The sequence below is a fragment of the Alteromonas sp. KUL150 genome, from assembly GCF_009811475.1.
In the GTDB taxonomy this organism is placed as follows: domain Bacteria; phylum Pseudomonadota; class Gammaproteobacteria; order Enterobacterales; family Alteromonadaceae; genus Alteromonas; species Alteromonas gracilis.
Map to the genome: position 1 here is coordinate 73,060 of NZ_BLIJ01000064.1, position 14,599 is coordinate 87,658.

Genomic DNA, 14,599 nt, shown 5'->3' on the forward strand with positions numbered 1-14,599 from the left:
AAACAATGATCAAGTTATTAAGATTATTTGGCAAAACGTGTGTAATTCTAATGGGCCTGGTTGCTTCAGCTGATCTTCACGCGAGTGACCTTGACCCACAACCAAAAGATCAATGGATCCCAATATTTAACGGGAAAAATTTAGATGGCTGGATACCCAAGTTTGCTGGCCACGATTTAGGTGTAAATTACAAAAACACATTTCGTGTCCAAAATGGTTATCTGACTACGAATTACGACCAATACGACAAGTTCGATTTCGAATTCGGGCATTTATTCTATCAAACGCCTTATTCGTATTATAAGTTACGGGCGACCTACCGTTTTCTAGAACAACAGCTACCGGGTTATAAAAACGCATGGAAAAATAACGGATTTATGATCCACGCCCAACCTCCATCGTCCATGAGGAAAGAGCAACGTTTCCCAGTGAGTTTGGAAGTTCAGCTATTAGGAGCTAATGGGAACAATGATGTTCGACCCACCGGTAACGTGTGCACGCCAGGCAGTCATATCAATATCGATGGAGTGATAATTACTAAGCATTGCGTTTTATCAGCTTCAGCAACATTTCCAGGCGACCAATGGGTAGACATTGAAATTACGGTTCAAGGAAGTGAGCTGATTGCCCATGCTATTAATGGAAAGGAAGTTCTTTCTTATCGTAATCCCACTTTGGACGAAAAACATCAAAACCTTTCAGCGCTATATGGTGGCGCCACCATGAATGGTGGCTTCATCGCCATTCAAGCAGAAAATAGTACCGTACAATTCAAAAGCATCGACATTATGCCATTGGGCTATGGTCCATCTGAAAAGGAAGATTAATGAAAGTTCTACTAAACAGTTTAAGAAAGCCTTACAGAAAAAAAATCATCCTTACATTAGCATGCCTTCCGATGTTTGCCTTTGCATCGAGCAACAATGCTCCTCAGTTGCCAACACAAGAACACGTGATGGCACAAATGGAAAAAGTCGCAAATTGGCAAGTTGCGCGCACTCAACATATGACTCATGTCGGCCGTGCTCGAGCTGGTTCTGAAGCGTATGGACGATGGATTCAAGGCGCTTTCTATAAGGGCCTCACTAAACTTGCCGAACGATCAGAGAACCCCTTTTACGAAACTTGGATCGGGTACGTGGGTAATGCTCACAACTGGAAAATGGGTAAAGTTAAATACTTTGCCGACGACCATGTTATTGGGCAAACCAACCTTTGGTATTATCGCAGACATAAAAACGAAGAAGCGCTTGCGCCAGTAAAAGATACGTTTGACTGGCTCATTGAGAAAGCGCCAGACAATAGCCTCGAGTTCGTCGCTGGCAGAAATAAAGATAACGTACACAACTGCCAATGGAGATGGTGTTGGGCTGACGCCTTGTTTATGGGGCCGCCCGTACTATTCGAACTTTCCGCTATTACAGGCGATCCAAAATACGCTGATTACGCTCACAAAGAGTTCCAAGCAACCATTGCCTATCTACAAGATCCGAAATCCAAATTACTTTTCCGAGATTCTCGTTATTTTGACAAACAGGGGAAGTTTGGTGAACAAGTTTTCTGGTCTAGAGGAATGGGCTGGGTATACGCAGGCGTTGTACATGTTTTGGAAAACCTCCCTCGCGATCACCAATACCGTTCTTATTATGAGTCGCTCTACGAAGAGCTCACATTAGCTATCGTAGAGCTGCAAAAACAAGATGGCGCTTGGCCTATGTCACTGCTGGCAGGAGAAAAGTATGCTGAGCCAGAAACCAGTGGAACGGCCTTTTTCACTTATGGAATTGCATGGGGAATTAATAGTGGCTTACTAGATAGAAACACATATCTACCTAACGTAAAAAAAGGATGGAAGGTACTTTCTTCAGCCGTACATCCTGATGGAAAATTTGGGTGGGTACAGGGAGTCAATGAAAAGCCCGATGTAGTAACAAAAAATGACTCTCAGCTATTTGGCGTGGGTGCCTTTTTGCTTGCTGGAAGTGCTATGTATGACCTTTTAGAACCTCAATAGTGTTTATCTATTTTGGTGTAAAATCAGGAAATAAATGTGAAAAGAAATATAAAAACCTCGTTACGACTATTAACAGCATGCGGCGCTATGATTTTTGCTGGTCAGGGGCTCGCGGCAGACTGCAGCAGTACCCCAGCAAATCCAAACGGTAAGGCTTCTAAGCTGCAAAACGCGTTACAGCAAGCGACGAATACCGGCAAGCCACTTAGATTGACTGGTACTTACTATATTGGTAGCGATAAAGATGCATCAGATGGAAAAACCATTCTCAAAGGTATAACCGTAACGTTACGGAAAGACTTAATAGTAGATGCCACGGCCGCGCGTTTTATCGCAAAGGCTGATTTAGATGGTGACTTGTTTAGTTTCGACACGAAAAGTAATGACAACGTTTGTGAGAACAAAGGTCAGCTTGCTGACTTTACTTGGAAAGGCGGTGATTTCGATATGTCCCGCGCTAAAGTATCGACTGTTGTACCTATCACACGCTTAACGCCTGCAGGACGGGAAGGTAAAGACAAAACTGCCGATGCACTCTCTATCCGAGGTGTCGTAAATACAACCAACTACCATAAACTAAATGAACTCGTCATCGAATATATTAATTTTTACGGCACGCGCAACAATAGTGACCCTTTCTACAAAGCGGGTGGTGACAGTGGCATTTTGATGACAGGCGCACTGAAAGCGACGATAAGATATAACAATTTTTATGGGGTTCGGGACGCCGCGGTTTATTTATCAGCCGGCGGGGATAAGGGTCAGTTTGGCGACCACTTCACCATTCATGACAACTATGTAGAGCGCGCGTTTGATGGTTTTACGTCAAAAAGAGGGGCTGACAACATAGTTATGCGTAATAACGTACTGGAAGATGTCGTAGTTGGGCTCAGCACAAAAAGTGTTTATCCAGGCTGGCAAGCTACAAACGTGAAGATTCTAGATAACACTATCGATAACGCCATGCGCGCAATCAGCCTTGAAACCACGAACAATGTAATGATTGAACACAACGAAATAAACAAACTGGGAGATGTGGTTGCAGGCCAAACTTCAACCAGCAAAGCTAATTTCAATGCTTATGCCGACGCTTTTGAAGGCATTGCGCTTAATGGCGTTCAAGGAACAAACACTATAAGAAATAATGAAATTAGAGGCGTTACCGGTAGCGCGAGAGAAGGAACCACTACTACGTGGGGGATTGTGCATCGCAGCTATGAAGGCCGCGATACTAAAAACATTAATAAAACTAACAATACATTTTTAAATTTAGACAAGTGGAGCAAGTACCTCTAACTGCTTTGACCCATTAAGCTATCGAAGGCACAGTGTTTTTAGAGCTGGCCTTCTCATTTAACCCTCACATGGACAAGCTATACCCGGCAGCCACCGATTTAAATCGCTTATATTAGAAAACTAGCTCTTCAACTTACACTCTGTATTTTAGCTTTGCTTAGCTAAATTAGTCATAACACGAGACTAACGGCAGCCTTGTCCTCACGCGACGACAAGATCGTGTTAGTTATTAAGACCAATGCTTTTTTGAGAGCATCGCTGTCGTCTAAAGTTTGTGATGTACTTTGTGGAAATTGGCTTTTTAAGCAAAGCGAAAGTTGGTCATAGAAGTTACTGGGTAAAGCTAAATGGGCAAAACTTCCCGCATTTCTCGCTCTGTAGAAATCTATAACAAGGTTCGTCGCATTAAGCTCACTACTATTTTCCATACTCTTGACACTTGGAGCGCAATGACAGAGGTCAACGATCTCTTTTACCGTATTTGACGAGAGTTGCTCTACCAAGTCTGAAGGCCACTCATCTAAATATCTACCGTTGACCACTTGCTGTAAATGCTGGTCGGTGAAATCCAAATGATTTTTTGACGACAAAATACTGTTGTCCCACGTGGCTTGCTGACTTCTATGAAGAAAGCCCCACTCCTTTTCGTAAATCGAAAACCATTTTGAAAAATTCTTAACCTCACGAACGATGACTGTCTCTACTAGTGAATGCCCCTCTGTATTAATCGTCACAATTGAATAGCCAGGCTGGTAAGCAGCTAGAGATGGTACTTGAACATTTGTTAAACCGTGCTTTGAAGATTGGCTTACATCAAAAAGATGCATGTGACCACCAAGATGCAGCTTCAAACCTGTTGCCGCTAGCACAGCTGTAGTATCTTCACTGGGTTGACGTGACATTTGCAGTGAATTTTCGCCAAGTAGCTCAGCAATACTTTGTGTTTGTTGGTCTGAGAATTCAGCCATAGGAAAATGGCTAAAACTGACTAATTTTTTGTTCTGCTTTTTAGCACGCACAACAACATCTTTAATCCAATCCAACAGTTTTGGCTTGTACTTTACTAGCGCATTGTAGCCAGCATTGCTCGACCCATAAAACTGCTTGTCCTTCAAGCTACCTTTCGGCCTGTAGACATTGGCATCTATCGCCAAGAGCCAAAGGCCTTTCACCGGCTCGACCAAATAGCTCATATCAGGCATGTCCACACAAAACTCTTCCGTGTCACACCATTGCCAGTGGCGCTCTTCTAAATCCACTGTATTAAATGGCGTTTCGAACAACTTGTCTTCAGGCGATGGTAAGAAACCATGTTCAGATAGTGATTGTGCAATCTCTTTATACCCCCACTCTTTAAGTAGTTCTGAGCAAAAATCACTTTTCCCAGACATACACTCTTGATGTGATGGGCTCATAACACTGATTTCTGCACCTTCACGATTTATAAAGTCGCGTTTACCACCTGGTTGCGTGAAAGGCCTGACTGGGTCGTGGTTTCCGTTGATAGCGAAGAACCGTAGTCCGTGCTTATGTCGGTATTCGTCTAGTATTTCCTTTAATGCTAGGATATTTACTGGCTGACCGTCGTCTGTAAAGTCACCTGGTAACGCTACTAACTTGATATTTCTTTCTACCACATCATCAAGCGCTTCTTTAAACACCATAATATTTTCATTAAACAGTCGAGTAGAACCTAATTGAGCCCGCATGCTTCTGAGTAATATTGGAGCATGGCTTACAGGGTCTTTTGGCAGGGCATTTTTGGGAAGCCTTGCTGCCGCGGCTTCAGGTGCGTGAAGATGGATATCTGCTATAAAGGCGATTTTTACCGGCGGAATTTCGTTTTGGGCAACGATACTAGTAGAAATAAGTGAAAAGGAGTAACAAATAACTAGCAACGCGCCAGACATTACATTCAATATGCTAGCGTCACATACTCTTATTTCTTTCGCTCTCTTTTCATTTTTACCCATTACGCAGTCCTATTCAGCAAGTCCTAATAGTAATAACTGCGCTTTGCACTCAGTGGGGACAGTGGTTCACACAAACTAATTTAAAACGTTTTGGAGTATTACACTTTTGTGAAGTTTAGCGCTTCGCAAAAATTTCCTGTCCCCTTTTTCAAACAACACCGCTCTACCCTTAAAAATAGTCTTTGAATGTGTACCTATGCGTTATTTCTTACTTTCTTTAACTTTGGTTTTTAGCGCTATATCTTGCGCGAAATCACTGGACCAGTATCAAATTATTGGTTCTCACAATAGCTACAAAAAAGCGCTTCCACCAGAGGCAGAGCAATTCTTAGCAGGTACGTCACCTGAACTTTTAAAGAAGATTTCTTATAGTCACCCTTCACTTGTAGAACAGTTGAATTTAGGAATTCGTCAAATTGAAATTGATGTGGTTAACGATCCAAATGGACATCAATATGACACGCCAGAAATAGAAACGCTTTCTAATGGCAATTGGTTTACAAAGAGCGAACGTCAAATTTTGGCAGAACCTGGGTTTAAGGTTCTACATATTCCACACGTCGATGTAATGACGCACTGTTCGACCATGCAGCTTTGTGCAAGGCAACTTCTAGAGTGGTCAGAAGCGAACCCTAACCATTTCCCCATTACCGTTCTTTTGAATGTGAAAGAATCTCAGCCAACGTTTGTTAGCAAAGCGGCTCCCGCCACTTTCTCCTTTTCAGATTATAAACGCTTAGACAATGAAATTGCGCGTTTATTTGGGGGTAAGTTAGTTACTCCAGATCGCGTTCGGGGTAAGTACCACACGTTAAGGGCAGCAATAGCGGAGACTGGCTGGCCAAGTGTTGAGGCACTTCGAGGTAAGTTCTTATTTTTATTCGATGCTAATGAAGAGCAAAAAGAGATATATCTTCAACAGGGTTCAACCCTTCAAAAGAAAAGCATGTTTCTCTCTGTACCCAGAAATTCCGACGCTGCCGCAATATTCATTCGAAATGATCCAGTTAAAAATCAAAAAGAAATTCAAGCGCTAGTCAAAGATGGTTTTCTAGTGAGAACACGCGCAGATGCTGATTTATCGGCTACGACAGAAAGTTTGCGAGAGCAAAGAGATGCGGCTTTTGCGAGTGGGGCTCAGTTCATCTCTAGTGATTTCTATAAGCAGTCTCCTCAATCCACTAATCGCAGTCATTCAGTGTCTTTCGAGAATGATTGCTTGAAAAGATTTAACGCTGTTACACATCAAAATTTAATCAATTAAAAGGTAAAACCATGCATACTAACTTCAAAAAAACACTCTTAGCTACAGCTGTCCTATCAGCCACCTACATGACGCAATTTACTGCGCTAGCACAGCAGACTGAAGATGAAATGATAGAACAAATTGTAGTGAGTGGTTTTCGTGGCTCGCTGATAAAAGCTAAAGATTTAAAAAAGGACGCGCTAAGTTCGCAAGATTCAATCCTTGCTGAAGATATTGCTGACTTCCCAAGCCTCAATTTAGCGGAGTCTATTCAAAGAATACCAGGCGTAACCATAACCCGTGAAGCCGGTGAAGGAAGGCAGATATCTCTGCGAGGCCTAAATGCAGATTTTACTCAAGTGCAATTAAATGGCATGGAAGCACTGGGTACATCTTCATCTGCAATGGATAGTAGAGGTACAACTAACCTATCTCGCTCTTTCGACTTTAACATTTTTGCGTCCGAGCTATTTAACCAAATTGACGTTCAGAAGAGTTACTCTGCAGAAATGGATGAAGGCGGCATAGGCGGCACCGTCAAGCTCTATACCGCAAAGCCATTTGATTATGATGGCTTCAAAAGTGTAATTAGTGCGCAAGCAGGCAATAATTCGTTAACAGACGACGTAGCCCCTAGAGTCGCAGCCTTAGTTTCAAACACATGGGGTGATTTCGGCGCTCTTGTCTCACTAGCACTTAGCAAGCGTGATACGGCTGAACAAGGTTATAACACCTATCGTTGGCGACCTCGCAACGCCCAAGGCACAGATATATCTTCACTATCACAAACAGATCAAGATGCCGTAAATAGCGGCAACCTGCGTTTCTCACGAGGCAGTAGATACTCCCAATTTAATAGTGAACAAACCAGGGTTGGCGCTACGTTAGCGCTCCAATACAGACCGTCTGATGCATTTTCACTTGGTCTTGATGCGCTATACGGCACACTTGATAACGATCGCGGAGAGTTTCACTTACAAAGCAGAGGCTCTAGTTCTACGGCACTTGGCTGCACAGGTGCGGATTATGACGGTGCGCGCAATTTTTGTTCTAGTTTGATTGACATAGAATATAACCAAAACAACGAAGTTATATATTCGTCATGGGAAAATACCGCGCTGCACTCAGAAAGTCGCGATCAACAAGCAACAACAGACATTTCACAGTTGGTGTTGAGCACTCAGTGGCGTGTGACCGATGCACTTACAATTTCAGGCCTACTCGGCCATATGCAAAGTGAATACGAAAGTAATAGTGCAAAAGTCTACTTAGAATCTTTCGCGGACATGACCATAGATTTCAGAGAAGACCGCTTTTACGGTACCAATTCCTACATCAACGGATTCGACCCAACAGATATCAATGAGTTCCGTTATCACGAGATAGACCTTGAAGAGGATGAAGTAGAAAATAGCTTTGATATCGCTAAGCTTGATGCGGATTACTTGCTGTCTGATAACGCGTCTTTGAAATTTGGTGGCTCCTTTAAGAAGTTCGAACACAGCAACAACAGAGAACAGGTCGGCAATGCACTAAGAAGTGAATGGCAAAGCGGCGAAGTAAGCGATGTGATTAACCCTGAATTTGTTTATGTAAACTCAATTCACAAAAAACAAGATTGGCTAAGTACGGACGTTGGGGCTGTGCTAAACGAATTCAATGTTGACCGCGACATAGAATATAGCGATGCGCCTAATGAAGTCATAGAAGAGACCATGGCGCTATACGCGACATATGAATATGACATTCTATTGCCTGATTCTGAGCTGAGAGCTAGTTTTGGTTTACGCTATTTTGATACCGATATTCAATCTAGCGGCATAGTGAATGGTAGTGAATACGTCACTGTAGAGAGGGACTATGATGGACTGTTGCCCACGCTAAATGTTGCATGGTATGCCACTGAGAGCCTTGTACTAAGAGCGAGCGCAGGGAAAAACGTAACGCGACCTACATTGGGAAGCTTATCTGTATCAGGTACGGTAAATACTGACCCATTATTTGGTTCAAGTGGTTTGAGTATCAATGCGGGTAATCCTGGCCTTCAGCCTTTTGAAACAATCAATATGGAGGCAGCTGTTGAGTACTACTTTGATGAAGTCGGCTATGCCTCTATAACTTACTTCCAAAAAGAGATTGATAATTTTATCGCTACTAATGTATCTCCAATAGCCTATGGTGATACAGGATATCCGCTTTCGTTAATTGAAGGCATGGTAGACGAAAATGGAAATGCGCAAACGCCAGATACGCTGTACACCTTCTCACAGCCTCAAAATCTAGCAAAAAGCGACTTTTCAGGCTGGGAAATAGCGTTCCAGCGTGATTTCGATTTTCTGCCGGCACCGTTCGATAATCTTGGCGCTATTGTTAACTATACCTATTCTGATGGCGAGTCTTTACACAATGTTTTAGTCGACGGTGAAAGTGTGGAAGTTTACCGCCCCTTTTATGGATTGTCTGAAAATATCTACAATGCAACAGTGTATTACGAGACTGATAATTGGGGAATGCGCGTTTCTGCAGCCTATCGTGATGATTACCTAACGCAGGTTGAAACGTCGAGCAGTGACCAAGATGAGGCGGGCTTTCACGGCACCACTTACTGGGACTTCTCAGCATTTTATAATGTAAATGATTATCTCAAGGTGACACTAGAAGGAATCAACCTTTCTGATGAGCGCGAAGAGCAATACAGCGATTCGGATGACCGTTTGTACAACACAACGGTAAGTGGAAGAACCTTTTACTTAGGTTTTACTTATTCAATGTAAATAGATGTGCTCGAAGGGCCCATAGAAATAAGCCCTTCGAGCTTTTAATAGCGATAAGAAATGGCAACAGAGTAATTACGACCACTTACCGTAGTGTTGTATGGACGATAAGTAGAATCGGAGTATTGAATTTCTCGTTCATCAGTGAGATTAGTTGCTTCAATCCTTAGCTCTACACTGTCCGATATTTGATAAGCTACAACCGCATCCATATATAGCGTTGATAGAAATCCTGTCTCATCTTCATCAACTAAGGTTCCTCCATCTACTCTTGCAATATACTCATCGCGATAGGTGGCTGAGAGCCTTAGGCTCAATGCGTATCCCTCAAGATAGGCGGTTAGATTGGCCAATAGTGGAGAAAGATAAGGCGCAGTCTTTTTATCTAGGCGGTCACCAGTATTAGTGTTGTAATACTGAACATTTCCAAATGTATAACTAGCATTTGCCACTATCCCAAAGTGAAATACGTTAAGGCGCGACATATAGTCGCCCAATGACCACTCTAATTGCGCACTCCCTTCTACGCCATATAAAAAATAAGTACCTTGGTTCGTTGGCTTTACAACATCTATGTAGACACGTTCAAAATCACTAGAGAATAATTCAGGATAATTGCTAGCTACGTCACTTAAAAGCAAGCGTTGTCTATTGGAAGCTAAACTGTTTTTTATCCATTTACCAAATATATTAGCTGAGTATCTATCGGTTTCTCCCGGATAGGCTTCGAAGCTTAGATCGAGATTGTAAGCACTTACAGGCTTAAGCCTATCATTGGGAAGAATGAATACATTTTCGTTTTCGATAAGCTGAATAGTTCTTGTCAAAGTATCCAATTCTTGGTGGCCTATCGTTCTGCTCATTCCAACTTTAACTACTTGCTCACCTTTTCTGTAATTAAATTGTATTGAGGGGAGAAACGCAATATTGCTTAAGTCATAGCGATTTCTAAGACTAGACTGAAATACCGAAACAGAAGACGCATCACGCTCTGCTCGTAGTCCCGCATCGAATGTCCAATCACGACCTTCGACAGAGTATTGAGTAAAGAAAGACGCTCTTTTTTCTTTTATCAGGTTGTCAATAACTCTATCGGGAGCATAAGAAAATAACAGTGAATCCACCGAAGAAGGTTTGTTGTAAAAAGAGAATACCTCTTCTGGTCTAAGGGCTAACCAATTTAAATGCTGATGACTATCAAAAACATAGGCTGTGCTTTGAGGTACTGACTCTCGTGTAGATGACCAGCGTTCTTTTAGGATGTTTTGAATATCCGTATATTTGGCCGTATTTTCAAACTGCACGAATTCCAAACCCAGCTCCCAGCTGCTTCGATGACTTGTACTTACCTGTACTTGACCTTTCGCGTAAGTAAAATCAGAGGTAGAGATAAACTGCTCAGAGTCGAGTTCGTTCATTTGCCACATATCGGGTTGAGTCAACTCCGCACTATATTTTATATCAGGAAAGTAATAATCGCCTCTGTAGTCGACAGAAACATCACTTTCTCCTCTCATGTAAGCTCGAATACTCTGAGGCATTCTATAACTAGCACTTTGCATACCTAGCACGCCATCAAATACAAGACTGCTCGACAGTCTATGCTCAAAGTTCAGCACGGTTTGTTGAAACTGTGTTGATACCTCCTGATGACGGCTTTCTGTTCCAACACGAGCATTTCGGTAATCCGCATAAACGAGTTCGTTCTTTGAGTTAACCTCTGCATCAGCTAAAAAAGTTTTGCCCTCGATAATTGGCGTAGACTGAAAACCCCGTGGGTAAAGGTGATTCTCTTGTCGTTGGCTATCGAGTCGGCCGTAGATCCAGTCGATTGTGAAGTGACTAGGGTCAGTTTGATACTCTATAGTCGCCCCGATTCCTAGGCGGTCCATGTCTCCTCGCCACACAGAATAACGATTTCCCCTTGGAATCCTGATTTCTTGATTCTGCCAAGCTTCAACCAACTCTGGCTCTAAGTCAGAGACATTCGCCCCTTCGGGAGCAAGTCGCCTCCATCTAAAGGTATTTGCGCCTTGCTCTTGATACGACCTCTGTCCGTAGGCTGCAGAAATCAACATGCCCCAATGCTGGTCGGTTGAAGACAGAGTAAATGAAGAACGGTTTGAAAGACCTTCAGCATATTGGTTCGTATCGACTTGATGAGAAACGTTCCAATGTAGTCCTGGTGAATCGAAAGGTTTTGCTGTGGTTAAAGCAGCAATACCAGCTACGCCGCCGCTTGGTTGCCCTACAGAGTAGCTTTTAAAAACTTTAATTTGGTTAAAAAGTTCTGAAGTAAACAAGTTGAGGTCAAAGGAACGATCTCTATCTCTCTGAGTCCTGCTATCCATAGGAGAGTCATTGTTTGAAAGTACAGGCATCCCATTAATCGTAACTAAGGTAAAGTCGGGGTCTAAACCTCGAAGCACCACCTGCCGACCCTCACCTGCTTCCCTCGTTATGCTCATTCCTGGAATTCGTTGCATCGATTCTGCAAGATTTCTGTCTGGGTATCTTGAAATGTCTTGAGCGACGATAACATCTGTGACCTGTTTCTCGTTGCGCTTTTCTTGTCTAGACAGGTTTAGAGAGCCCCGAATTCCGTTAACGTTTATTTCTTCTATAACGGTTTCGTCGATTATACTTTCAGGCTTTCGAATGACTACCCCACTACTCGTAATGCTATAAGTTAGTCCTGTTCCGTCCAGCACTTTTTGTATCGCGGTTTCAAGCGTATATCTGCCAGACATAGCAGGCGACATTACTTCTTTAATCAGGGAGGGCGATGCGATATAACCAACACCGAACTTTTCTGCAATTAGCGCTAAGCTTTGACTCAGTGATGTTGAAGTCAGCGTTATATTTTCTAGTCTCTCACGGTTAACGGTAGATGCATAAGTGAAAGAGCTCATGTCACTGACCAATAGTGACAAAACAAATACTACTCTACATCTACACGAGACGTGTTTAAGCATGGTGAGTGGCTACTTTATTTGTCTCACTATGTAATCCGAACTCGTTCGTTCGACCGAGAATTCTTGCATTGAAGATAATAAGTTTAGAGACTCACTAATATCACGTAAACTAAACCGCCCTGAGATTATTACATCTGGGTCGCCAATGTAGTTGACGTGTCGTGATGAATAACGGTTCAATCTTGCTATCACCTCGTTTATAGGTGTGTCTTCAATACTTAACCACCCCATCCTCCAACTTGGGAGCTGCTGTGGCGTAAATGCCGAGTTTGATGTAATAACCCCGTTTTCGAGCTTAATTTCTTGACCTCTATTTAAGAGAATTTCGCGGTCGGCGCTAACTCTTACCGTACCGTCGTAAACTTTTACAATAGTCTGACCTTCTAGCCTATCAATGTCGAAAGCAGTCCCTACAACTGTGATTGTTGCTTCATCCAAATCGACAATGAACGGTCTTTGTGGCGCATGCGTTACGTCAAAATATGCCTGGCCTTTAGTGAGGTTAACCTCTCTCTTTTCAGCACTAAACGCTACACTTATTTGACTATCACCACCTTGATAAACAATTGAGCCATCATCTAATACGTTGGACTTTTCTTCTGTTGTAGAAGTTGAAATAACGGTGAAAGTACTGGTTTCATGGTCAGCAAGGGCAGACAGTTGTTCCTCAGAGTTCGCCGTTATATCGACATTACCCGAAGTAATAAACACGACAACACATGCAATACAGGCCGCCGAAGCAATTGACCAATAAGTCGCTATGCGATTGCGCGACACTTTATCCTCTACATTTTTGTTTTCAGTTAGACCATTTTGCGTTAGTGGCGTGATATTCGTTGTGATTTTTGTCGATAAAGCGATTGACCGTGCAGCAAGTTCGGGCTGCCCCATTGCGGTAGCTATCTTGCGAAAAGCAGCCTTGTTTTCTTCTACAGCAAGCCAGTTAGCGAAATCACGCTGCTCTTTTTCGCTTAATTCATCAATACGATCAAACCAGTCTGCTGCTTCTTCTAAAACTATTGATGTCATCTTATTACGCCATTTACCCTGTACAGTAAAACCGAGAGGTAGAATTTCATCTTTAGTTGTCCTCTAGCCATCCAGCTTCTTCAAGTTTCACCGTGATTTCTACCATCGCTCTTGTTAAATGCTTTTTGACCACCTCAACACTTACATCTAACCTTCTAGCGATGTCATCCCGCGCCAAGCCGTCTACTCTTCGAAGTAGAAAAATTTCTCTTCTGAGAGGTGACATGTTCAAGAGTATACTGTCTACCAGCGCCAGTTTCTGTTGATTAAGGTAAGTATTACTTGGCGAATAGTCGTCAGATTGAATACTTACTTCTTCAATATCGACGTACTGCGGAACATTTTTTTTCTGAAAATCGTATAAAACTGTTTTCGACACCGTAATCATATAGGCGAGTGGAGAGTCTAATTCCGATAGATGCTTGCTTTTCTTCGTCCTCAACACTGTCTCTTGAAAGATATCGTCAGCTTGGCTTTTATCGACCGTTAAACTTCGAATAAATGCCTTTAGCGAAGCGAGCAAATCTTTTACGTCGCTATTTTCTAATTCATCCCAATGTAAATCTGCCGCTGGTTTCATTATTCGTTAATGTACTGAAATTCCATTGAATTATCGTATAACTTTTGTGTGACACTAAGATTTCAGAAGCCCCGCAACCCCATTTAAAATCTAACTTTACGACTTAAATATTAAATGTAATGAGGTGAAAAAATCACCTCACTGAGAATTAATAAATATCTAGATAAAACATATCTTTGAGCAACATGTTTTCATCTTTTAAATACGAAGGGTTTCTATCACAAGTATTTTCTGTCCCGTCGATTATTCCTGCTAAAACCCTTCCTCCATCAGTTCTACACACCGTTCTTTCATGCGGCCTAAGATCCCTGTTAATTGGGTTTGTAGAACCAGGGAAAACACTATTTTGTCCAATACTAGAAAGTTCTTGAACTCCCGGAGCCCATGTTTGACCCGGCCCTCTGGGATCTTTCCAATAGTAGCAGTAGCTCCCCGTCCCAAATGCCCAACTGTCGAAAGATGCCCTACTACGCTGGTCGTGATAATTACCGTGAGAATACTTTCCTACATAAACTACTGGGTGACTACCATCGGTTTCGATTTCTGAGACTGGTTTGGTGTACCTACCATTGTGCTGCCAGTAAGTGACGTGTTTTATCGAGCCATTTACAGTGTGTACAGTTACTGGCTCCCAATCATCTGAGTGACCACTGTCAAAAGTAGTACAACCATTTTGATTGCCGTAGTAAGCCCAGTAAGTAATGAGTGAATG

The 14,599-nt window shown here is 42.5% G+C and carries 10 protein-coding genes; 5 read left to right on the top strand and 5 right to left on the bottom strand.

Annotated elements, in window-relative coordinates:
- Nucleotides 1-5: 5 nt before the first annotated feature.
- The 3 genes from GVO62_RS14930 to GVO62_RS14940 are packed head-to-tail and all read left to right on the top strand — an operon-like array spanning nt 6 to nt 3,310.
- On the top strand, nt 6-827 hold the full coding sequence (locus GVO62_RS14930) for a 3-keto-disaccharide hydrolase (protein WP_159119907.1): 822 nt from the start codon (nt 6-8) through the stop codon (nt 825-827).
- On the top strand, nt 827-2,014 hold the full coding sequence (locus GVO62_RS14935; protein ID WP_159119908.1) for a glycoside hydrolase family 88/105 protein: 1,188 nt from the start codon (nt 827-829) through the stop codon (nt 2,012-2,014). Before GVO62_RS14930 ends, GVO62_RS14935 begins: the two co-directional genes overlap by 1 nt.
- A gap of 36 nt (nt 2,015-2,050) precedes the next feature.
- A complete protein-coding gene (locus GVO62_RS14940) occupies nt 2,051-3,310 on the top strand; it encodes a right-handed parallel beta-helix repeat-containing protein (protein WP_159119909.1) in 1,260 nt (419 codons plus the stop codon).
- A 170-nt stretch (nt 3,311-3,480) separates the two neighbouring features.
- On the opposite strand, the gene GVO62_RS14945 is transcribed toward GVO62_RS14940, so the two are convergent.
- Nucleotides 3,481-5,283, bottom strand: a complete 1,803-nt coding sequence (locus tag GVO62_RS14945) for a metallophosphoesterase family protein (RefSeq protein WP_159119910.1) — start codon at nt 5,281-5,283, stop codon at nt 3,481-3,483.
- 196 nt (nt 5,284-5,479) lie between these two features.
- Between GVO62_RS14945 and GVO62_RS14950 the strand changes: the two genes are divergently transcribed.
- Nucleotides 5,480-6,547: a Ca2+-dependent phosphoinositide-specific phospholipase C gene (locus GVO62_RS14950; protein ID WP_159119911.1), complete on the top strand. Its 1,068-nt coding sequence runs from the start codon at nt 5,480-5,482 to the stop codon at nt 6,545-6,547.
- An 11-nt stretch (nt 6,548-6,558) separates the two neighbouring features.
- Entirely contained in the window at nt 6,559-9,303 is a 2,745-nt protein-coding gene (locus GVO62_RS14955; protein WP_159119912.1) for a TonB-dependent receptor, read from the top strand.
- Between the two features lie 44 nt (nt 9,304-9,347).
- On the opposite strand, the gene GVO62_RS14960 is transcribed toward GVO62_RS14955, so the two are convergent.
- From GVO62_RS14960 to GVO62_RS19515, 4 genes are all read right to left on the bottom strand, one after another.
- Complete coding sequence (locus tag GVO62_RS14960) at nt 9,348-12,215, bottom strand: TonB-dependent receptor (RefSeq protein ID WP_159119913.1); 2,868 nt, start codon at nt 12,213-12,215, stop codon at nt 9,348-9,350.
- A 72-nt stretch (nt 12,216-12,287) separates the two neighbouring features.
- A complete protein-coding gene (locus tag GVO62_RS14965) occupies nt 12,288-13,307 on the bottom strand; it encodes a FecR family protein (RefSeq protein ID WP_159119914.1) in 1,020 nt (339 codons plus the stop codon).
- Nucleotides 13,308-13,359: 52 nt separating this feature from the next.
- Nucleotides 13,360-13,887 (bottom strand): RNA polymerase sigma factor, encoded by a 528-nt coding sequence (locus GVO62_RS14970; protein WP_159119915.1) that lies wholly within the window; start codon nt 13,885-13,887, stop codon nt 13,360-13,362.
- Nucleotides 13,888-14,035: 148 nt separating this feature from the next.
- Nucleotides 14,036-14,599: NPP1 family protein (locus GVO62_RS19515; RefSeq protein WP_236547189.1), on the bottom strand; the 564-nt coding region annotated here is incomplete at its 5' end.